Here is a 21,074-nt window from a genome sequence, read left to right as displayed (position 1 = left end):
CGTCAGGTCGGCGAGGCTTCGCCCGTCAGCTGCCGCACGAAGGAGACGAGCCCGGTCTGCCGCTCGCGCCGCAGCCGCTCTGCATCGAGGATCCGGCGCACCTGTTCGTAGCAGCGGTCGATATCGTCGTTGACGACGACATAGTCGTAATCCGACCAGTGGCTGATCTCGGCCCTCGCGCGGTCCATGCGCGCCTCGATCACGTTGGCGTCGTCGGTGCCGCGCGCCTTCAGACGGCGGTAGAGCTCGTCGATGCTTGGAGGAAGGACGAAGACGGGCACGACATCCTCACGCGCGCGCTGGGCCAGTTGCTGCGTGCCTTGCCAGTCTATGTCGAACAGGAAATCCCGGCCGGCCTTGAGCCCCGCCCAGATCTGCGCCTTCGGCGTGCCATAGCTGTGCCCGAAGACATGCGCCCATTCCAGAAACGCGTGATCCTCGGCCATCTGGTCGAAGGTGGGCTTGTCGACGAAATGATAGTCGCGCCCATCCACTTCGCCCGGTCGCATCGCGCGTGTCGTGGCCGATACCGACATGGCCAGCCCGGCATCCGACTGCAGCAGCTTGCGCGCGATCGTGGTCTTCCCCGCGCCCGACGGCGAGGACAGGATGAACATCAGTCCGCGGCGCGAAAGACGCGCGGATTGGGGAGTATCTTTATCGTGGAGGTCGGCCATGCGCGCTGATGGCCGTGGCAGGGGTGCTGCGTCAAGCGGGCAGGCGGGTTCGGTGCACGATCACGTGCACCAAGGCGTCAATCCTCGGCTTCGGCGATGCGCTTGTGCAGTGCCCTGCGCCCTTCGATCTTGGCGCTGCGTCCCCGCTTGCGGTCATAAAGCGTTTTTGCCAGCAATCCCCCACCGATGATGACTGCTCCGGGCAGGGAACGCGTGGCAGTGCGCGCGACGGCAGCCGCCAGCAGCGTCTCTCCGACCGATCGGCCGGACATGACCTTTTTCGCCTCGTCCTTGGTGTACCGCTTGCTGAGCAGCTTCTGCTCGGTCACGCGGCGCGCGACGCGGCTTACACCGCGAAGGGCGATATCGGTCAGGATCAGATTGGTCATCGGATTGGGGCTAAAGCCCGGCAGTCCGTTCTCGTCGGTCGCCTTGGCGGCGCCTTTGGACTTCTTGCGACGCTTGCTGAAAATTGCCATCGGGTGCCCCAGATTTGGCGGCGCCTGAAGGAAAAGCGGCGCCGGTTACTTTTTCTTGCCGAAATCCACGGTCACGACATTCGATCCGTCATCCGGCGTGTCTGCTCCATCAACGCCGCCCGGCGCACCCTGTTCCGAATCGTTCTCGGCATCGCCGTGGGGTTCGGCCTCCTCGACCTCTGCCACGGCCTGGAACTGCAGGCCGAATTCGACCGCGGGATCGACGAAAGCCGTGATCGCGGAGAACGGAATGACCAGCTTTGCCGGGATCTGGTTGAAACTGAGCCCGACCGAGAAATGATCCTCCGCCACCGACAGGTCCCAGAACTTGTTCTGCAGAACGATCGTCATCTCGTCCGGGAAACGCGCCCGCAGGTCCGCGGGAATTTCCACGCCCGACGCGCCGGTCTTGAAGGTGATATAGAAATGATGACTGCCCGGCGGCATGCCGCCTGCTGCCTGCACTTCTCCCAGCACGCGGCCGACCACGGCGCGCAAGGCCTCCTGCACGATCTCGTCGTAAGGGATCAGGCTGTCGGGCGTACTGTCGTTCATGCGGTTGGATTGTCAGCAGCTTAACCGCTGGTCAAGCAGGAATGGCGGGCAATCCGCGACAATGTGACTGCTGCCGAACAATTGTTGCGCGCCGCGGCCTGCATCGCGGCGTGCCGGTTGTCATCGCGGTCCGGGGACGCTCGCCCCCTTGCGCGGCGCGGCTTGAGGCCTATAGCGCGAAACCATGCGAAACACGGCATTGCAGCGCACCGGCACGGTCCGGCGCAAGACCCATGAAACCGATATCGACGTGGCCGTCGATCTCGACGGTGCTGGCGTATACGACATATCGACCGGCATCGGCTTTCTCGACCATATGATCGAGCAGTTCTCGCGCCATTCGCTGATCGACGTGAAACTGCATGTCGACGGCGATCTGCATGTCGATCAGCATCACACGGTCGAGGACAGCGCCATCGCATTGGGCGAGGCGATTGCGCAGGCGCTGGGCGAGAAGCGCGGGATCACCCGCTATGGCCATGCCTATTCGCCGATGGACGAGACGCTGGCGCGGGTGGCGCTGGATATTTCGGGCCGCCCCTATCTGGTCTGGAAGGCCGGTTTCTCGCAGCCGCGGCTGGGCGAGATGGATACCGAGCTGTTCGAGCACTGGTTCCACTCGGTCGCGCAGGCGGCGGGCATCACGCTGCATATCGAACTGCTCTACGGCCAGAACAACCACCACATCGTCGAGGCGATCTATAAGGGTTTCGCCCGCGCCATGCGCTCTGCGGTGGAGATCGATCCGAGGAAGGGCGACGCGGTGCCATCGACCAAGGGCATGCTTGGCACGGGTACTCTGGAGGTCTGACGCGCGATGTTCATTCTCGACATTACCTATACCGCCCCGATCGAGCGGATGGACGAATTGCTGCCCGACCACATCGCATGGCTGGAAAAGGGCCGCGGCGAGCGCCGCTTTGTCGCGTGGGGTCGCAAGGTGCCGCGTACGGGCGGGATGGTGTTCGCGGTCGGCACCCGCGATGAGATCGAGGCGGAAGCGCAGCGCGATCCGTTCGTCGCGAATGGCGCCGCCACCGTTAATGTGATCGAGTTCGACGCAAAGTTCGCGGGCGAAGGTCTAGAGGCGCTTCAGCGATGAAAGGCGGCCAATGAAGGACGGTCTGGCCCTCATCGATTTCGGTGCGGGCAATCTGCATTCGGTGGAAAACGCGCTGAGGGCCGCGGGCGCGGGGCGGATTATCGTCACTTGCGACCCTAACGACGTATTGCGCGCCGAACGGGTGGTCCTTCCCGGCGTCGGCGCTTTCGGATCATGCGCCAGCGCCCTGCGCGCCATTCCCGGCATGGTCGAGGCCATGGAGGAGCGCGTGCTGCGCGGCGGCGCGCCGTTCCTTGGCATATGCGTCGGCATGCAGTTGCTAGCGACGCGGGGTATCGAATTCGGAACCCACGACGGCCTGGACTGGATACCGGGCGAGGTTCGCGCGATCGAGGTGACCGATCCGGCGATCAAGGTCCCGCACATGGGCTGGAACGACGTGCGCCCGATGCCGCATCACGACGGAGCGGGGCTGATCGAGCAGGGCGAGGCCTATTTCCTGCACAGCTTTCACTATGTGACCGAAAGCGGGCGCGACATCGCCGCGATCACCGATCATGGCGGGGCGATCACCGCCGCGGTCGCGCGCGACAATCTGCTGGGCGTGCAGTTCCATCCGGAAAAGAGCCAGCGCTACGGCATCGACCTTCTCGAAAGATTTCTGGACTGGACCCCATGATTGTATTTCCCGCCATCGATCTCAAGGGCGGCCAGGTCGTCAGGCTGGCCGAAGGGGACATGGACCGCGCCACCGTCTATGGCGACGATCCCGCCGCGCAGGCCGCGATCTTTGCCGAGGCAGGCGCGATGCATCTGCATGTCGTCGATCTGGACGGCAGCTTCGCCGGACGGGCCGAAAACCGCGAGGCGGTGGAGGGCATCCTGCAAAGCTTTCCCGGTCACGTCCAGCTTGGCGGCGGCATCCGCACGCGTGAGGCGGTGGAGGGCTGGTTCGACCTTGGCGTCAGCCGCATCGTGATGGGCACGGCCGCGCTGAAGGATCCGCAATTCGTGAAGGACATGGCCACGGCATTTCCCGGCGGGATCGTCGTCGCGGTGGACGCGCGCGACGGCATGGTCGCGACCGAGGGCTGGGCCGAACTTTCCGACGTATCGGTGGTCGATCTCGCCCGCCGGTTCGAGGATGCGGGCGTCGCCAGCCTGTTGTTCACCGATATCGGCCGCGACGGCATGCTGAAGGGCTGCAACATCGACGCGACCGTTGATCTCGCCCGTGCGACGAACATGCCGGTGATCGCCAGCGGCGGGGTGAAGGGGCTGGACGATATCCATATCCTCTCGCTCCACGCAGGAGACGGGATCGAGGGCGTGATCACGGGCCGTGCGATCTATGACGGGCGGCTGGATCTGGCTGCTGCGCTGGACATGGCCGCAAGGGCGGCCGGAACGCGCACATGACGGTCCGAATCCGGGTTATTCCGTGTCTCGATGTGGCCGAAGGACGCGTCGTGAAGGGCGTGAACTTCGTCGATCTGATCGACGCGGGCGACCCGGTCGAGCAGGCGCGTGCCTATGATGCGGCAGGCGCGGACGAGCTGTGCTTTCTGGATATTTCCGCGACGCATGAAGGACGCGGCACGCTAGTCGATATCGTGCGCCGCACCGCGCAGGTGTGCTTCATGCCGCTGACGGTGGGCGGCGGGGTGCGTTCGGCAGAGGATGCGCGCACGCTGCTGCTGGCGGGTGCGGACAAGGTCGCGGTCAATTCCGCCGCCGTCGCGCGGCCCGAAGTCGTTGCCGACATCGCCGACCGCTTCGGCGCGCAATGCGTGGTCGCATCGGTCGATGCGCGGCGGGTCGGGGATCAGGATCGCTGGGAAATCTTCACCCACGGCGGCCGCAAGCCGACCGGCATCGATGCCGTTGAACATGCGGTGAAACTCGCCGATCTGGGCGCGGGCGAATTGCTCGTCACCTCTATGGACGGGGACGGGACCAAGGCGGGCTATGACCTTGCGCTGACCCGCGCCATTGCGGATTCGGTTTCCGTGCCCGTCGTGGCCAGCGGCGGCGTCGGCACGCTCGACCATCTTGTCGAAGGCGTGACAAAGGGGCATGCCAGTGCCGTGCTGGCCGCATCGATCTTCCATTTCGGCACATATTCGATCGCCGATGCCCATGCCGCCTTGCGTGCGGCGGGCCTTCCGGCGCGGGCCTGATGCCTGCCGGCGCGGGCCTTGTGATCGTGCGGGCCTGATGATGATGGGGGGCTGATATGGGGGAAAGCGAAAGCGCGGGCCTGCTGGTCGAGGGGTTCGTCCTGCTGGGCGCGGCATTGGCTTTCGTGCTGCTGTTCCGCCGGCTGGGGCTGGGCGCGACGCTGGGTTATCTTGTCGCGGGCGTCGTCGTGGGCCCGCAGGTTCTTGGCCTTGCCGGAGACGCCGAGGACAAGCTGCATTTCGCCGAACTTGGCATCACCTTCCTGCTGTTCATCGTCGGCCTCGAACTCGCGCCGCAGCGATTGTGGCGCATGCGGCGGGAAATCTTCGGGCTGGGTTTCGCGCAGGTCGCGCTATGCGCGGTCGCCATCGTCGCACTGATCTATCTCACGACGCGTTTCACCTTCGCCGCCGTGCTGGCGCTGGGTCTGCCGCTGGCGCTGTCTTCGACGGCGCAGGTGCTGCCGATGCTGCAATCGGCAGGACGGCTTCGCACCCCGTTCGGTGAGCGTGCCTTCGCCGTGCTGCTGTTCCAGGATCTGTCGATCATTCCGCTGCTGACCATCGTCGCGGCGCTCAGCCGGAACCCGGCGGATCAGGCGGGGCCGCCGGGCTGGCAGCTTGGGCTGATGACGATTGCCGCGGTGGGCGGGCTGGTATTGGCCGGGGCCTACCTGCTGCGCCCTCTGCTGCGCCTGATCGGCAATCTGGGTGAGCGCGAGATGTTCGTGGTCGCCGGGCTGTTCGCGGTGGTCGGCTCGGCGGCGCTCATGTCCTGGCTGGGCCTGTCGACCGCGCTGGGCGCCTTTGTCGCGGGCGTCATGCTGGCAAGCTCGCCCTTCCGGCACGAGCTTGAGGCCGATGTCGAACCGTTCCGCTCGATCCTGCTGGGCCTGTTCTTCCTTGCGGTGGGCATGATGCTCGACCTGCAGGCCATTGCCGAGCGGCCCGTGTTCGTGCTGCTGGGCGCTGTCCTGCTCATTTCGGCCAAGGCGGGGGTGATCTTCCTGCTTGGCCTGCTGGCAAAGATGCAATGGCGCAGCGCGCTGGCGCTCGGCCTGCTGCTCAGCCAGGGCGGCGAGTTCGGTTTCGTCCTGTTCGCCGCGGCCGAGCGCGGCCTCCTCATCAGCAGCGAGGCGTCGAGCCTGTTCACCGCCATCGTCACCATCTCGATGGCATCGACGCCGTTTCTAATGAAGTTCACCTCCAGCATCCGCCGCCCGCCCGCCGGGGCCGGAGAGGAACGCGCGGGGCCGGTCAACGAGGGGGCGACGGCGCTGGTGGTGGGCTATGGCCGGTTCGGCCAGACCGTCGCACAGGCGCTGGCAGCGGGCGAAATCGGGCTGACCGTGATCGACAGCGACGTCAACCAGATCGATGTCGCGCGCGAATTCGGCGCCACCGTCTATTTCGGCGACGGCACCCGGATGGATTTGTTGCGACAGGCCGGCGCGGCCGAGGCCGAAGCCATCCTGTTCTGCATCGACGGCGACCAGATCGACGCCCATTTGCTGCGCGAAGTGCACGAGGCATTCCCCGATGCGCTCGTTTATATTCGTGTCTTCGACCGGCGATCCGTCATGAAGATCGATCCCGGCAAAAAGGACGTGGTGGTGCGCGAGGTCTACGAATCGGCGATCGTCATGGCCAAGGAGGCGCTGCGCGGACTGGGCAGCAGCGAGCAGCTGATCGAAAACGCGATCGACGATTACCGCAAGGCGGACGAGGAGCGACTGGTTCTGCAGCGCGAGGCGGGCGATTTGCGCGCAGGCATCGACCGCATGTTCGTGCCCGATCCGCGCGGCTAGATCCGCATGCCGGCAACAGGCAGGCTGGACGAAGCCGCGCCGCAAACCTAAGCGTCAGCCCGACATGACCGATAGCATCGATATCATCACGCGCCTTGCCGCCACCATCGAGACCCGCAAGGGCGGCGACCCCGAACAAAGCTATGTCGCAAAACTGTTCGACCGCGGCCCCGACTATGCCGCGCGCAAGCTGGGCGAAGAAGCGGTCGAGACCGTCGTGGCCGCCCTTGCCGGAAGCGACGAGGAACTGGTGGGCGAGGCTGCGGACGTGATCTTCCATCTCTCCGTCCTCCTTGCCGCGCGCGACCTGTCGATCCACGACGCGCTGACCGAACTGGGCCGCCGCGAAGGCCTGTCGGGCATCGAGGAAAAGAATTCGCGTAGTAGCCAAGGGAACTGAGCCATGAGCGTGACCCCCGTCGACCCGACGCAGCCCTACGATCCCGACAATATCTTCGCCAAGATACTGCGTGGCGAGATACCCTCGACCAAGGTGTACGAGGACGAATGGGCCGTCGCGTTCGAGGATATCGCGCCCGTAGCCCCGATCCACGTTCTGGTGGTGCCGCGTAATGGCTACGTCAGCTGGGACGATTTCTCGCAAAATGCCCCTGCCGAGGAAGTGGCCGGTTTCGTGAAGGCCGTCGGCAATGTCGCGCGGCAACTGGGTCTTGTCGAAGAGGGATATCGCCTCATCAACAATATCGGTCCGAACGGCGGGCAGATCGTGCCCCATTTGCATGTGCATTTGCTGGGCGGGCGCACGATGGGGCCCATGTTGACGCCGCGATAGGTCGGTTTGACCCGCGCGGACGGTCCACTCGTGGGATCGGCGCGATCAACGGTTCACAACTGGCCTCGGGGCGCTTGTGCGCCGAATCGCCCCCCGGCTATGAGCCTTGGGCCCATGCGTACCGACAATCATGAAACCGCTGCGCCCCCAGGCGACGCGCTGCCCGTTCCGGCAGGCGGATCGATCCTGCGCGGCGTGCATTATTACGCGGTGCGCGTGTTCTTCGAAGATACCGATCTGTCGGGCGTGGTCTATCACGCGAACTATCTGCGTTTTTTCGAACGCGCGCGCTCCGATCTTTTGCGCATGCTCGATATCGACCAGCGCGCCGCGCATGAGGCGGGCGAGGGTGCCTATGCGGTCAGCGATCTGACTATCCGCTATGTGGCGCCTGCGCGGCTCGACGACGAAATGATGATCGAGACGCGCGCGGTGCAGATCGGCCGCGCATCGTGCAAGCTTAACCAGAAGGCATGGAGAAGCGGCGCGTTGCTGGCCGAGATGGACGTGCGCGTCGGTTTCGTGGCGCCCAACGGCCGCCCCCGCCGCCAGCCCGAAAACTGGCTGGATGCCTTCGACGATTTCATGGCCCGTTCACCTGATGCCTCCATAGCGGGGCGGCAGGGGGCTCTCCCCGAAAACAATCCTGATCCGAAAGCCTGATGTCGATGACAGCAACCGCCCTTATTCTGTCTGCCGCCATGCCGGCGTCCGCCGCCGCGCCGACGCATCTTGATCCGCTGCAACTGTTCCTCGACGCGGGGATCGTGGTGAAGCTGGTGATGTTCGGATTGCTGCTCGCCTCGATCTGGGTGTGGGCGATCATCGTGTCGTTCTCGCTCAAGGTCGGAAGGCTGGAGGCGAAGAACCGTCATTTCGAAAAGAGCTTCTGGCGCAGCGACAATCCCGATGCGCTGATCGCCAATCGCGAAGGCAGCCTGCCTTCGCGCACCGTGGCAGAAGCGGGGCTGGCCGAGTGGCGCGCATCCACCGAGAAGGGCGTGCGCGACCGTGAGGGCACGCGTGCGCGCTTGACGCAGGCCATGGACGCGGCGGTCACCGCGGAAAGCGATCGTCTGGCGACACAGCTGAACTTCCTCGCCACTGTCGGTTCGGTCGCACCCTTCGTCGGCCTGTTCGGCACGGTGTGGGGCATCATGGAGAGCTTTTTCCAGATCGGCGCGCAGTCCAACACCTCGCTCGCCGTCGTGGCGCCCGGTATTTCCGAGGCGCTGTTCGCCACCGCGATCGGCTTGTTCGCGGCCATTCCCGCCGTCATCGCCTATAACCGCTTCTCGCACCGCGTCGGCGTCTTCGAGACGCGGCTCTACCGGTTCAGCGACAGGCTGCATGCCTCGCTCAGCCGCGAACTGGAGGCGATGTAGATGGGCGCAAGGCTCGCTTCTTCGGGCGGCGGCGGGCGCGGGCGGCGCGGACGCCACGGCCGCGCGCCCATGGCGGAGATTAACGTCACGCCGATGGTCGACGTGATGCTGGTGCTGCTGATCATCTTCATGGTCGCCGCACCGCTGCTTGTCGCGGGCGTGCCGGTAGACCTGCCCGACAGCCAGGCCGACGCCTTGGACAATCAGGACCGGCAGGTCAGCGTCTCGCTGGACGAACAGGGGCTGATCTATATCGACGAGGATCGCATCCCTGCGGGCGAATTCGCGGACCGTCTGGCCATGATCTCGCCGCCCGATGCCGCCAGCGCGCCGCCGGTCGTGCTGCGCGCGGATCGGTCGCTCGACTATGGCCGCGTGGTGGCGGTGATGGGTGCCTTGAACGCAGCCGGATTCCGCCAGATATCGCTGGTCACGCACGGTTCATCTGAAAGTCCATAGCCGATGGCGACTATGCGTTCCGCCAGAGTGCCCTTCGAGCTTGCCGAAACGCCCGCCTTCGGGCGCGAGGAGCGCGTGGGGCTGGGCATTGCCATCGCGGCCCATCTGGCCCTGTTCGCGGGGCTGGCATGGTGGGAAAATGCACCCGAGCCGGTGGACTTGCCAGAGCGTATTTCGGTGACCGTGTCGGACGAGATCGCGCTGGAATCGATCTCGCCCAATCCGATGGCCGATCCCGCGCCGTCCGTCGCGCCAGAGCTGGGCGAAATCCAGCCCGCGGCCGAGCCGATTTCCGAACCCGTGCGCGAAGTCGCAAGGCCGGTCGAAACGTCGCGTCCGGCACCGACGCCGCGTCCCAGTCCGACACCTGCACCGAAACCCAAGGCTCGCCAGCCCGAACCGAAACCGGCCCCCCAGCCCAAGCAGCAGCCCTCGCCAAAGCAGCAAGCGGCCACTGGCAGCCGGATCGGTTCCGATTTTTTGTCGGGCACGGGCGGCAGCGGTTCGGACCGGGACCAGCATGCGGAGCGGGCAGGGCCGGCGACGGCGGCATCGCTGTCTTCCGCCATCGCCCGCGCGCTCAAGCCGCACTGGACCGCACCGCAGGGGGCGGACGCGGAAAAGCTCGTCACCGTGCTCGCGTGGCGTCTGAATCGTGACGGCAGCCTTGCAGGACGTCCCGAAGTCGTGTCTCAGTCAGGCATAACCGACGCCAACAGGGCGCAGGCCGACCGTCACGCAGAACTCGCCATCCGGGCGGTGCAGCTGGCTGCCCCGTTCGACCTTCCCTCGGAATATTACGATAGCTGGAAACGCGTCGACGCGTTCCGTTTCGACCGGAGACTCTAAGGATGCTCAAAGCTCACCGGCCCCAATTGTTCGGCCTGATCGCGGCGGCCATCGCCGTCGTCGCCACGCCTGCCGCGGCGCAGGACACCGGCGGCCTGACCGGATCGGTCTCGGACGAAAGCGAATGGCAGGATCTTGGCATCGCCATTCCCGCATTCCCGACAGACCGTGACCTGCCGACCCCGGCCGCGCCGCAGACCACGTCCAAGCTGGGCGTGGAACTCGCCCGCGTCATCACCGCCGATCTTCAGAACAACGGCCTGTTCAAGCCGGTCGGCCCCGACCGCCTGCCCAGGATTGTCTTTTCCGAAGCGACCAATCCGCAATTCGACCGCTGGCGTCCGTTGGGCACCGACATGCTGGTGCATGGCTATGTCACCGCGGCGGCGAACAACCAGCTGACCGTCGGCTGCTATCTCTACGACGTGCAGCTGGGCAGCGAGCTGGTGCGCGAAGGCTATGTGGTGGAGCCTGCCGACTGGCGCCGCGCCGCGCATAAATGCGCCGACATGATCTATTCGCGCCTGTCGGGCGAAGAGCCGTTCTTTGACAGCCGCATCGCCTATATCGCCGAGACGGGGCCCAAGGGTAACCGCCGCAAGCGTCTGGCGATCATGGATTCGGACGGCGCGAACCATCGCTTCATCACCAGCGGATCGACGACCGCGCTGACGCCGCGCTATTCTCCGGATTATTCCAAGATCGCGTATCTGTCCTATTCGGATGGCAATCCGCGCATCTATGTCTATGACATCCAGAGCGGGCGGCAGACACTGGTTACGCAGGCAAGCGGCCCGACCTTCGCGCCGCGCTGGTCGCCCGATGGACGATACATCCTGTATTCGATGGCAACAGCGGGCAATACCGACATCTACCGCGTGTCGGCCAGTGGCGGCGGCACGCCGGTGCGGCTGACCGACAGCCCCGGCATCGACATCGGCGGGTCCTATTCGCCCGATGGCCGGCGGATCACCTTCGAATCGGATCGTTCGGGCAGCCAGCAGGTCTATGTCATGGACGCGGACGGGTCGAACCAGCGCCGCATCAGCTTCTTTGGCGGCCGCGCGGCAACGCCGGAATGGAGCCCGCGCGGCGACCAGATTGCCTTTACCCATATCGCGGGCGATCTGCGCGTCGCGGTGATGAGCCCGTCGGGCGGCAATATGCGCCATTTGACCAATGCATGGCAGGACGAGGCTCCGACCTGGAGCCCCAATGGCCGCATCATCCAGTTCTTCCGCACCACGAAGAACACCGGGGAAACCGCACTTTGGCAGGTCGATCTCACAGGTCGCCACCTGCGCAAGCTGGAGACGCCGGAAAATGCATCCGACCCTGCTTGGGGACCGGTTCTGCCTTAAGGGCGTTATCCTGAAATCACCGTGCGTTCGATGGGGCTGTTCGCACGGATTCCATTGACCAGACCGCCCCCTGCGATAATCATGCGCAGGTCAATAAAAGGAGCATTGAAAATGTCGCTCTTGAACCGCCAGTCCGTCATTCTTCTGATGGCCGCCAGCACGCTTGCGCTGGGCGCCTGTAAGTCCACGCCCGACGAATTGCCGCCGGAGCCGACGCCGACTCCGCCGCCGACCGCCACGCCCGCTCCCAGCGGTCCGGTCCCGGGCAGCCAGGAAGATTTCGTTGCCTCCGTGTCGTCGGATCGCATCTTCTTCGACACCGACCGCTATAACGTCGATAGCTCGGACATGGCCACGTTGCAGAGCCAGGCCCAGTGGCTGCAGCGCTATCCCAATGTGCGCGTCACGATCGAAGGCCATGCCGACGAACGCGGCACCCGCGAATACAACCTCGCTCTGGGTGAGCGCCGTGCCAATGCCGCGAAGAACTATCTCGTCGGCCTCGGCATTCAGGCCGGACGCATCAATGTCGTCAGCTATGGCAAGGAACGCCCGGTCGCGATGGGTTCGGACGAACAGTCCTGGGCGCAGAACCGCCGTGCGGTGACCGTCACGGTTCAGTAAGTCAACGGGTGGGCGGTCTGCCGATACTTTTCGGCGGATCGCCCCTCGACCCCCGGCGATCGAGCCTGTAACGCTGTCCGAATGGCACGTTCGGGTCGATCGATGGACTGGGGTTTTCCCCGCTGGCGCGGCTATGAAGCCGGGCGCGAGGCGCAGACGGTAAAGCTGTGCGACCGTCACGGATGCGAAGAGCCGGGCAATTGTCCCGCCCCCAAATCTCCCAACAGCCCCGATCGCTGGTATTTCTGCGAAAAGCACGCGGCCGAATATAATCGCGGCTGGGATTATTTCGCCGGACTGGACGCCGAGGAGGCCGCCGCCCGCGCATCGAGCGAGCGCGCCACCAACGCGGGTTACCAGCAGGCCTCGCATTATGGATGGAGCGCATCGGGCGACGGTTCGCGCAGCCGTGACGAGATGAACGCGCTCGACGTCCTCGACCTTGAGTATGACGTCGATTTCGCGACAATCAAAAAGGCGTGGCGGAACAAGGCGAAGGAAGTCCACCCCGACGTAAAGCCTGACGACGAGGCTGCCGCGAAGGAGTTCCACAAGCTGCAGCTCGCCTACGAAGTGCTGCGCGCGGCAGAAGAGCGCCGCAGCTGGCACGGCCACCCGGAAGGCTAGGAAGGCCTCAGGGCCGGGGGGCAGGCCCCAGCTTGTCGTCGTCCCACAGTCCCGCGATCACCAGAAGACGGTCATGCACCGGGCTGGGCGGTTTCGGTGCGGCTCCTATGCAGGGCAGGCCGGGCAGGGGATCGTCGCTGATCGACATTTCCAGTGCATCGCGCGCGGCATTCGTGGCCAGTTCGCGATCGCCGGTCTGCCAGCAGATGAAGGCACGTGCCGCACTGGCCGCAAATCCGACGAAAGGCTGCCCCAATTGCGTCATGGCGCGTTGGTCGAGCTTGTCGAGCCAGGCGAGCGCGGTGTCGTAGCGCGTCTCGTCACGCAGCAGCCCGACGGCGGAGCAATAATCGGTAATCGCCGCGATCGCCGTGAATTCTCCGCCCACCTCGATCGCGCGCTCGAATGCGGAGAACATGGCTTCGTAATCGCCCGCGCGGAAATGGATCATGGCCTGCGCGTGCAGGGCGGGCACGATCTCGTCTTCATATTCGGCGGCGGCGATTTTCTGGTCGTATAGCGCCAGCGCATCCTCGGGGTGCTCGTCCGCGATGGCGGCAGCCTTTTGCCCAAGGTAGAAAACGCGCCGGTCCCGCTCATGCGAAAGGCGCAGCCGGAAATCCGCCTGCGCCTGTTCGTCCCAGTCGGGAGAAAGATACCATTCTGCAACCATCGCCCCAATCCTAGGGGAGAGATGGTTACCAAAACGTGTGCATCAGGTTCACTTGGGAGCAAGCACCATCAGCATCTGACGGCCTTCCATGCGGGGATAGGCCTCGACCTTGGCGATCTCTTCCACATCCGCCTGAACCCGCTTGAGCAGGTTCATGCCCAGTTCCTGGTGCGACAGTTCGCGGCCACGGAAGCGCAGGGTGAGCTTCACCTTGTCCCCGTTCTCGATGAACTTGTTCACGTTACGCATCTTCACGTCGTAATCGTGGTCATCGATATTGGGACGCATCTTGATCTCTTTGAGTTCCTGCGTCTTCTGGGTCTTGCGCTGGGCGTTGGCCTTTTTCTGCGCCTCATAGCGGTACTTGCCGACGTCGAGGAACTTGCAAACCGGCGGATCGGCATTGGGCGAAACCTCGACCAGATCCAGCCCGACTTCGGCTGCCTGCTCGATAGCCTCACGCGTGTACATCACCCCGAGATTCTCGCCCTCGCCGTCGATGACGCGAACCTTGTCGACCTGAATGAAATTATTATATCGCGGCCCGCTCTTGACCGGCGGTTGCAAACTGCGACGAGGTGGACGTGCTATGGGGCCTTCTCCTTCAATTGCCTCAAGACAAAAAACACAAAACAACCGCCTCAGCCTGAAAAACGTAAAGGCCTGACAGTTGCGGGAACGCCGCCCTACGGAAAAAGCCGTGGCGGATCGAAACCTCAGCGGGCGCTCTTATCCCTAAACGGGATCAATATAAAGAGAGAACCCGCTATACAGAGCGAACGGAGCAACATGGCACTGCGTTCCGCCAAGGTCTCATAAAAATAGGCACCCCTTCGCCCGAATCCAAGTCCGCCCGAATCCAAGGCCGCCGCGCTCAGGCCGCCTTCCACAAGGGAAACCGCAGCAGTCGACCTGCCGCCGGGACTGCCGCCTCGATCGTGCTGGCGGGTTGCAGCGCCTTTACGATGGCGGGATCGCCGGCATCCATGCCGCCCGTCAGCGCGCCGCAGGCGGGCAGCACCATACGCCCGCCCGTCGATCCGCCGCCTTGCGCAACAACGGCGCAGGGGCGAACGATTCGTCTGCCGCGCAGCGACAATTGCAGTCGCGGATGGAAATGCCCCGACAGTTCGGGACGCCGTTCGCCGGGCCGCGCCATGTGGCGCAGCACGATCCCCGCAATTTCCAGCTCGGCCAGCTGGGTGCCGCCGGGCGCTGCCGCCTCGCCATGTTTTTCGTCATGGTTGCCCGTCACCCAGACCCAGTCGAGCGCCCGCGTCAGCGCATCCAGCATGCCCCGGGCATGGGGCTCCAGGCGCTGGGGCCCCGCGGTGTCGTGAAAATTGTCGCCCAGCGTGAACACCCGGCGCGCTCCGGTCGCCCGCACGGCGCAGGCCACCCGTTCCAGCGTCTCGCGGCTGTCATAGGGTGGCAGCATCTGGCCGGCCTGCGCATAGAAGCTCGCCTTCTCAAGGTGCAGGTCGGCGACGATCAGCGCATTCTCCCGCTCCCAATACAGGGCACGCCCGCCGCTGGCATCGGCGATCATGCGCCATTCCTGACCGGCAAATTCGATGGGGGCGAATGAAACGGGAACCATCCGTGTGCTATTGCCGCCGCGTTCCGCATTTGGCAAGCGCTCTTGCATGACCGACTGGACAACACAGACCGAGCAGGCGCGCAGCTGGTTTGAGACATTGCGCGACCGCATCTGCGCCGCGTTCGAGGAGATCGAGCGCGAGGCAGGCAGCGACGCGGCGTTTGAGTACACGCCGTGGCAGCGCGAGGAGGAAGGCAACGACAATCCCGGCGGCGGTACGCGCGGCCTGATGAAGGGCAAGGTGTTCGAGAAGGTCGGCGTCAACGTGTCGACGGTGCACGGCCGTTTCGCACCGCAATTCGCGGCCAGCATCAACGGGGCAAGCGAGGAGCATCCCGACTTCGTCGCCACCGGCATCAGCCTTGTCGCGCATATGGCTAATCCGCATGTGCCCGCCGTTCACATGAACACGCGGTTCCTGACCACCCAGAAGGCATGGTTCGGCGGCGGGGCCGATCTCAACCCGCCGATCCCCTACGAAGAGGATACGGCGGAATTTCACGCCGCGTTGAAGGCGGCCTGCGACGCCCATGGCGCGGATTATTACGAACGTTTCAGCAAATGGGCGGACGAGTATTTCTTCATCCCGCACCGCGGCGTGCACCGGGGCGTGGGCGGTATCTTCTACGACCATCTGGAGTGCGAGGATCTGGCCGGGTTCGAAGCCAATCTCGCCTTCACCCGCGCGGTGGGCGAAGCGTTCCTCTCGGCGTTCCCGCATATCGTGCGCCGCCGGATGGATCAGGAATGGAATGCAGCAGACCGGCAGCAGATGCTGGAATGGCGCGGTCGCTATGCCGAATTCAATCTGGTCCACGATCGCGGGACGTTGTTCGGGCTGAAGACCGGCGGCAATATCGAGGCCATATTGATGAGCCTTCCGCCCGAGGCGGCGTGGCGCTGATCCCGACGCGCATGGAGGCAGTTTAAGTTGAAGTTAAGCTGGTTACCGCAAATAGTGGCCCCGGATTGCAGGCGGGCAGGGTAGCCCGCCCGAAACGGGGTCGTACAGATTATGGGATCGAATTCGGCATCGCGCTGGAACGCCGTTCGGCAGGGCGGCAATATGTTTGGCGCGCTGGCCATGGTGCTGGCGGTAACCGGCTGCGGCGGCGGTAGCGGCGAGTCGAACGGTACGCCTGTCGTTGTTTCGCCTAGTCCAACGCCATCATCTAGCCCCACGCCCACAAGTTCAAACTGCTCCCTTTCTGCACGACAGGACTGGGCAAGATCGGTTTTGAGCGAATGGTATTTGTTTCCCGATCTGATCGACAGCGACGTCAGGAAATCGGACTATAACGACCTTCAGTCCTATATCGATGCATTGGTCGCACCTGCCTATCAGCAGGAAAAGGATCGCGGGTGGACTTATCTCACCTCGATCGAGGAGGAGGAAGCCTATTATAGCAGTGGTTCGACGCAGGGCTTCGGTATGCTGCTGGTGTTCGAGGACTCAATTAACAGATTGAGAGTCCGCGAAGCATTCGAAAATGCGCCTGCGTTTGCTGCCGGCATTGACCGGGGGACCGAAATCTTGGCAGCCGGCCGTACCGCAGAATCGATGAAATTGATCGCCGACATGAACAATGATGAATTAATAGATGCCCTGTTACCTGATGACGGAAGTAGCCGGGTAATCCGCTTTATGACGCGAGAGCCAGTTGCGGGCGAATATACGTTTCAGAAGACTATCACCCCCGCCGATTACAATATCGAGCCCTTATCGCCGCGTTATGGCTATAGAGTATTTTCGGATAGATTTGGCAAGACCGGCTATATCCATTTGCGGAGTTTCATTGGACCCGCAGAAGATAGTCTGCGCGAAGCGTTTCGGGATATGGGTGAGCAGGGCGTCGACAGAATTATGATCGACGTGCGTTATAATGGCGGCGGTCTTGTGCGAACCGCGAATATCTTGGCAGATTTGATGAACAAGGGGCGCGAGGGGCAACTGTGGTCAAGACTGGAATTGCGTAACAGCAAGTCAGCAAACAATGAAGATTTTCTGTTCGGGGTCGAAGCCCATGCGCTTTCGCCCGACAAGATCGCTTTTATCGCTACGGATTCTAGTGCTTCGGCTTCTGAATTGATCATGAACGGGCAGATCCCCTACTCCGGCGGCGATACTGTGCTTGTGGGCACTAACACCTATGGGAAACCGGTCGGCCAATATGCCTTCGATCTTGAAGCTTGCGACGATCGCCTACGGGTCGTCACGTTCCGGACGGTAAACGCCGACGGCAATGCCGATTACTTCGGTGGCATGGCCAGCGCCATGCCCAACACCTGCGCCGCAAGGGATAACCTCGACTATCCGCTCGGTTCACTACTTGAAACTCTGGTTCTCGACGCGCAAGCTTGGTTGAATTACGGCACATGCTACCCGCCGATCACGGCAACAGCCGGCACGCAGGCTACCCGATCGGTTCGCAGGAAAGTGCCAATGCCCAAGCAGCCAAACATCGCCCAGATCGAGACACCCGGCCTGTTCTGATCGGAGTGTAAGAGACAATTTCGCGTTATGCCCTAGTTGCAAGCCGCGCATTAAGCGCCCAAATTCGCCCTCAAGATGCTGCGCCAGTATGAACTTGTCGAACGCGTAAAAGCCTATGATCCCGATGCGGACGAGGCGATGCTGAACCGCGCCTATGTGTACACCGTGCAGAAGCACGGCACACAGAAGCGCGCCAGCGGCGATCCCTATTTCAGCCATCCGGTCGAGGTGGCGGGCCTGATGACCGACCTGAAGCTGGACCAGGAAACGATCATCACCGCATTGCTCCACGACACGGTGGAGGACACGCTTGCCACCATCGAGGATGTCGAGCGCAATTTCGGAGCCGAAGTCGCGCGGCTGGTCGACGGCGTGACCAAGCTGTCCAAGATCGAGCAGATGCCCGAGAACGAGCGCGCGGCCGAAAACCTGCGCAAGTTCCTGCTGGCGATGAGCGAGGATCTGCGCGTCCTGCTGGTCAAGCTGGCCGACCGGCTTCACAACATGCGCACGCTTCACTTCATATCGAAGCCCGAAAAGCGCCAGCGCATCGCGCGCGAGACGATGGATATCTACGCCCCGCTGGCCGAGCGCGTGGGCATGTACGAATATATGCGCGAGATGCAGCTGCTCGCCTTCGAACAGCTGGAGCCGCAGGCCTATGCCACCATCACCGGCCGGCTGGCGCAGATCCGTTCGGAAGAAGGCGGGCAGGTCGACGAGATCGCGCTGCGCATCAAGCAGGTGCTGGCCGAAGGCGGCCTGAACGTCGAGGTTTCGGGGCGCGAGAAGCATCCCTATTCGATCTGGAAGAAGATGGCCGAACGCCACGTCAGCTTCGAGCAGATCACCGACATCATGGCCTTTCGCGTGCTGACCGACAGTGTCGAGGATTGCTATCGCGCGCTCGGCCTGCTGCACGGCAACTGGTCCACCCTGCCGGGGCGGTTCAAGGATTATATCTCGACGCCCAAGGCGAATGGCTACCGCTCTCTCCACACCGCGCTGATCTATCGCAATTCGATGCGGATGGAGGTGCAGATCCGTACGCAGGAGATGCACAGGACCAATGAGTTCGGGCTCGCCGCGCACTGGGCCTACAAGCAGGGCGGCACGACGCCGGACGGGCAGGTCGGCTGGCTGCGCGACCTGATCGAGGTGATGGAACAGGCGCAGGACGCCGAGGAACTGCTCGAGAACGCGAAGCTGGCAATCTATCAGGACCGCATCTTTGCCTTTACGCCCAAGGGTGCGCTCTATCAGCTGCCCAAGGGGGCGACGCCGGTGGATTTCGCCTTTGCCGTCCACACCGACATGGGCGCGCACGCGGTCGGGGCCAAGATCAATGGGCGCCACATGCCGCTGCGCACGCCGCTGGCGAACGGCGATGTGGTCGAGATCATCAAGGGCCCCGACAGCGAGCCGCAACTGACCTGGCTCAGCTTTGTCACGACGGCCAAGGCGCGCGCCGCGATCCGGAGATCGGTCCGCATGAAGGAGCGCGAGGAAACGATCGAGACGGGGCGCGACCTGTACGATTCGATCGTCGCGCGCATGCCCGGCAAGGTCGGGAAAAAGGCGCTGACCGGGGCGATCAAGCGGCTGGATCTGGCGGACGAGGATGCATTCATGCTTGCCATCGGCGAGGCACGGCTGAACGAGCACGAGATCATGGAAGCGCTGGTGCCCGGCAGCGCCGCCGAGCTGCCCGACAACAGCTTTTGGCAGGCGCCGCAGCGGGCCGTGCGCATTCGCGGAATCGCGCGGGGCAGCGAGCTGGTATTGTCGGAATGCTGCCACCCGGTGCCGGGCGACCGCATCGTCGGCGTGCAGGAGGGCAAGACGGTGCAGGTGCACACGATCGACTGCCTGACCCTGGCCGAGGAAGCGGCGGGAGAGGAGTGGATGGACCTGTCCTGGGATCCGCGCACCGAGGGCGCCACCGGCAGGCTGAACGTGATCCTCTACAACCGCCCCGGCACGCTTGCCGAGATGACCGGCATCTTCGCGGCCAATCACGTCAATATCTCGCATCTGGGGCTGATGTCGCGCGATGAGCGCTTTGGCCATTATGTCGTCGATATCGAGGTGCGCGACCTGGCCCATCTGACCCGCAATATCAGCGCGCTGAGGGCCAGCGACGCGGTGGCGCAGGCCAATCGGGTCTAGGATCTATTCCGCGACCTCACGCACCGGCAGCGGTATTGCGCAGACATCGGTGTCGCCCGCGGTGACGGTATAGAACGCATTCGTGCCGGTCGCGAACACATCAGCCATGCGGGCAAAGCTCTCGCTCTCGGTCGACAGGTACTCGAAGCGCGGCGCATCCTCCATCTCGCTGGCAAGGCGGACAGAAACGATGGGCGTGCGGGTTGCCGTGTCCTCATAGGTGTTCATCCGGCCATGGCCGCGCGGCAGGGATGCGAAATGTTCCATGCCTTCGATCACCCGTCCGACCACGGCGAGATTGCGGTCCAGCCTACGCGGGGCATGGCCGATGATGGCGTAAAGTTCGCTGCCCGTGCCGGTATCGGGCGCTTCGTTCCGCCCCACGCCGACCATGCCATAGCAATGGATCGGCCAGATGCTGTCGGCGTTCCATGCAACCGGCCAGCCTTCGCGAAAACCGGCGGCCGCGGCGAAGTTGTCGCAGATGGCGCGCACGCTGAATGTGCCAGACGCGCAGGGGTCCGCATCCGGAGCGCCCGGACCCGGCCGATGGATGTAGTCGCTTTGGGGCGGCGTAACGATCCCCGCAGGCAGGGGGCGGGGGGTCTCGCCGCTGTCCGGATCGCTGGCAGGATCGCCCCATTGCACCACGAAATTGTCGACCAGCCGATAGACCCACAACCCATCGTACCAGCGGGCCCGCGTCAATGTGCGAAGATTGTCGACCCAGCCCTGCGCGAAGGGCTCGCTCATCAGGCGAATGACGATTCGTCGTTCCTCACCCGCTGCGGTCGGCGCAAGCGTCACGATCATCAGATCTTCGGGCGCGATTTCGGTCCATTGCCCGGCCGGGGCGGCATCGGCAATTTCCCGGGGCGTGGGGGCGGGGCGGTCAGCCTCCTGCGCGGCGGCGGATGGCAGCATGGCAAGAGTAAGTGTCGCGGCGACGGCGGTGAGGGCGAGCGATCGTTTCATCACTCCATGATGGCACTGTCGTCACTTCGCGAAAAGAGGTTTGGACATGTGGCGATTCGCGCTGCCGGATCGGTCAACACACTCGAAATTGCCATCTGCCTGCCAGTACCGGCCATCGCTGGAAATTTTTCGACATGGCCAGTTAAGGCCCCCTTTCGCGGCTGCAAAAAGCGACCGGAAAGGCCCGGCGAAGCGTTTTTGCCCTGCGACTCGAAAAGGGAAATGGTGGGCGGTGAGGGGCTCGAACCCCCGACCCTCTCGGTGTAAACGAGATGCTCTACCAGCTGAGCTAACCGCCCGGCG

General features: G+C 63.9%; 25 protein-coding genes and 1 tRNA gene. 18 read left to right on the top strand and 8 right to left on the bottom strand.

The features are described 5' to 3' along the window. Positions 1–2: 2 nt before the first annotated feature. From gmk to AC4FIJ_RS14200, 3 genes are all read right to left on the bottom strand, one after another. Positions 3–677: a guanylate kinase gene (gene gmk / locus AC4FIJ_RS14210; RefSeq protein WP_490337333.1), complete on the bottom strand. Its 675-nt coding sequence runs from the start codon at positions 675–677 to the stop codon at positions 3–5. Between the two features lie 77 nt (positions 678–754). Beyond that, positions 755–1,156, bottom strand: a complete 402-nt coding sequence (locus AC4FIJ_RS14205; protein WP_490337332.1) for a hypothetical protein — start codon at positions 1,154–1,156, stop codon at positions 755–757. A 45-nt stretch (positions 1,157–1,201) separates the two neighbouring features. Then, on the bottom strand, positions 1,202–1,711 hold the full coding sequence (locus AC4FIJ_RS14200) for an SspB family protein (RefSeq protein WP_490337331.1): 510 nt from the start codon (positions 1,709–1,711) through the stop codon (positions 1,202–1,204). A 184-nt stretch (positions 1,712–1,895) separates the two neighbouring features. Here AC4FIJ_RS14200 and hisB point away from each other — a divergent pair, with 184 nt between their 5' ends. The 15 genes from hisB (at position 1,896) to AC4FIJ_RS14125 (ending at position 12,860) form a co-directional block, all read left to right on the top strand. Next, positions 1,896–2,522: an imidazoleglycerol-phosphate dehydratase HisB gene (gene hisB / locus AC4FIJ_RS14195; protein ID WP_490337330.1), complete on the top strand. Its 627-nt coding sequence runs from the start codon at positions 1,896–1,898 to the stop codon at positions 2,520–2,522. A 6-nt stretch (positions 2,523–2,528) separates the two neighbouring features. Further along, entirely contained in the window at positions 2,529–2,813 is a 285-nt protein-coding gene (locus AC4FIJ_RS14190; RefSeq protein ID WP_490337329.1) for a YciI family protein, read from the top strand. A 10-nt stretch (positions 2,814–2,823) separates the two neighbouring features. After that, positions 2,824–3,453 carry an imidazole glycerol phosphate synthase subunit HisH gene (gene hisH, locus AC4FIJ_RS14185; RefSeq protein WP_490337328.1) on the top strand — a complete coding sequence of 210 codons (630 nt, stop codon included), beginning with the start codon at positions 2,824–2,826 and terminating at the stop codon, positions 3,451–3,453. Then, complete coding sequence (gene hisA / locus AC4FIJ_RS14180; protein ID WP_490337327.1) at positions 3,450–4,193, top strand: 1-(5-phosphoribosyl)-5-[(5-phosphoribosylamino)methylideneamino]imidazole-4-carboxamide isomerase; 744 nt, start codon at positions 3,450–3,452, stop codon at positions 4,191–4,193. Before hisH ends, hisA begins: the two co-directional genes overlap by 4 nt. After that, complete coding sequence (gene hisF / locus AC4FIJ_RS14175) at positions 4,190–4,954, top strand: imidazole glycerol phosphate synthase subunit HisF (protein ID WP_490337326.1); 765 nt, start codon at positions 4,190–4,192, stop codon at positions 4,952–4,954. The genes hisA and hisF overlap by 4 nt, the downstream gene beginning before the upstream one ends. 56 nt (positions 4,955–5,010) lie before the next feature. Continuing rightward, positions 5,011–6,762 (top strand): cation:proton antiporter domain-containing protein, encoded by a 1,752-nt coding sequence (locus AC4FIJ_RS14170; protein WP_490337325.1) that lies wholly within the window; start codon positions 5,011–5,013, stop codon positions 6,760–6,762. 64 nt (positions 6,763–6,826) lie between these two features. Next, a complete protein-coding gene (locus tag AC4FIJ_RS14165) occupies positions 6,827–7,162 on the top strand; it encodes a phosphoribosyl-ATP diphosphatase (protein WP_490337324.1) in 336 nt (111 codons plus the stop codon). A gap of 3 nt (positions 7,163–7,165) precedes the next feature. Next, a complete protein-coding gene (locus tag AC4FIJ_RS14160; RefSeq protein ID WP_490337323.1) occupies positions 7,166–7,555 on the top strand; it encodes a histidine triad nucleotide-binding protein in 390 nt (129 codons plus the stop codon). 114 nt (positions 7,556–7,669) lie between these two features. Continuing rightward, positions 7,670–8,218 carry a YbgC/FadM family acyl-CoA thioesterase gene (locus AC4FIJ_RS14155; RefSeq protein WP_490337322.1) on the top strand — a complete coding sequence of 183 codons (549 nt, stop codon included), beginning with the start codon at positions 7,670–7,672 and terminating at the stop codon, positions 8,216–8,218. A gap of 5 nt (positions 8,219–8,223) precedes the next feature. Beyond that, a complete protein-coding gene (tolQ, locus tag AC4FIJ_RS14150) occupies positions 8,224–8,940 on the top strand; it encodes a protein TolQ (protein WP_490337321.1) in 717 nt (238 codons plus the stop codon). Beyond that, entirely contained in the window at positions 8,941–9,399 is a 459-nt protein-coding gene (locus AC4FIJ_RS14145) for an ExbD/TolR family protein (protein ID WP_490337320.1), read from the top strand. A 12-nt stretch (positions 9,400–9,411) separates the two neighbouring features. Further along, positions 9,412–10,248 (top strand): hypothetical protein, encoded by an 837-nt coding sequence (locus AC4FIJ_RS14140; RefSeq protein ID WP_490337319.1) that lies wholly within the window; start codon positions 9,412–9,414, stop codon positions 10,246–10,248. A 2-nt stretch (positions 10,249–10,250) separates the two neighbouring features. Then, positions 10,251–11,609, top strand: coding sequence for a Tol-Pal system beta propeller repeat protein TolB (gene tolB, locus AC4FIJ_RS14135; RefSeq protein ID WP_490337318.1), 1,359 nt, complete (start codon positions 10,251–10,253; stop codon positions 11,607–11,609). Positions 11,610–11,720: 111 nt separating this feature from the next. Continuing rightward, a complete protein-coding gene (gene pal, locus AC4FIJ_RS14130; RefSeq protein WP_490337317.1) occupies positions 11,721–12,233 on the top strand; it encodes a peptidoglycan-associated lipoprotein Pal in 513 nt (170 codons plus the stop codon). 81 nt (positions 12,234–12,314) lie between these two features. Then, the gene (locus tag AC4FIJ_RS14125) at positions 12,315–12,860 is read left to right on the top strand and encodes a J domain-containing protein (RefSeq protein ID WP_490337316.1); all 546 of its coding nucleotides are present in this window, start codon (positions 12,315–12,317) and stop codon (positions 12,858–12,860) included. 7 nt (positions 12,861–12,867) lie between these two features. Here AC4FIJ_RS14125 and AC4FIJ_RS14120 read toward each other — a convergent pair whose 3' ends face one another. From AC4FIJ_RS14120 to pdeM, 3 genes are all read right to left on the bottom strand, one after another. Continuing rightward, positions 12,868–13,533, bottom strand: coding sequence for a tetratricopeptide repeat protein (locus AC4FIJ_RS14120; RefSeq protein ID WP_490337315.1), 666 nt, complete (start codon positions 13,531–13,533; stop codon positions 12,868–12,870). Positions 13,534–13,581: 48 nt separating this feature from the next. Next, the gene (infC, locus tag AC4FIJ_RS14115) at positions 13,582–14,100 is read right to left on the bottom strand and encodes a translation initiation factor IF-3 (protein ID WP_490337314.1); all 519 of its coding nucleotides are present in this window, start codon (positions 14,098–14,100) and stop codon (positions 13,582–13,584) included. Between the two features lie 307 nt (positions 14,101–14,407). Beyond that, positions 14,408–15,133, bottom strand: a complete 726-nt coding sequence (pdeM, locus tag AC4FIJ_RS14110) for a ligase-associated DNA damage response endonuclease PdeM (RefSeq protein WP_490337313.1) — start codon at positions 15,131–15,133, stop codon at positions 14,408–14,410. A 46-nt stretch (positions 15,134–15,179) separates the two neighbouring features. Between pdeM and hemF the strand changes: the two genes are divergently transcribed. The 3 genes from hemF to AC4FIJ_RS14095 all read left to right on the top strand — a co-directional run bounded on the left by hemF (position 15,180) and on the right by AC4FIJ_RS14095 (position 19,796). Next, complete coding sequence (gene hemF, locus AC4FIJ_RS14105) at positions 15,180–16,037, top strand: oxygen-dependent coproporphyrinogen oxidase (RefSeq protein WP_490337312.1); 858 nt, start codon at positions 15,180–15,182, stop codon at positions 16,035–16,037. A 111-nt stretch (positions 16,038–16,148) separates the two neighbouring features. Further along, positions 16,149–17,627 (top strand): S41 family peptidase, encoded by a 1,479-nt coding sequence (locus tag AC4FIJ_RS14100; protein WP_490337311.1) that lies wholly within the window; start codon positions 16,149–16,151, stop codon positions 17,625–17,627. A gap of 75 nt (positions 17,628–17,702) precedes the next feature. After that, positions 17,703–19,796 (top strand): RelA/SpoT family protein, encoded by a 2,094-nt coding sequence (locus AC4FIJ_RS14095; RefSeq protein WP_490337310.1) that lies wholly within the window; start codon positions 17,703–17,705, stop codon positions 19,794–19,796. Positions 19,797–19,799: 3 nt separating this feature from the next. Here AC4FIJ_RS14095 and AC4FIJ_RS14090 read toward each other — a convergent pair whose 3' ends face one another. Then, positions 19,800–20,771, bottom strand: a complete 972-nt coding sequence (locus AC4FIJ_RS14090; protein WP_490337309.1) for a peptidylprolyl isomerase — start codon at positions 20,769–20,771, stop codon at positions 19,800–19,802. A gap of 223 nt (positions 20,772–20,994) precedes the next feature. Beyond that, a tRNA-Val gene (locus tag AC4FIJ_RS14085) sits at positions 20,995–21,070 on the bottom strand. Between the last annotated feature and the right edge of the window lie 4 nt (positions 21,071–21,074).

This window comes from Croceicoccus sp. (assembly GCF_983967925.1).
This window is presented reverse-complemented; position numbering and strand designations above follow the sequence as displayed.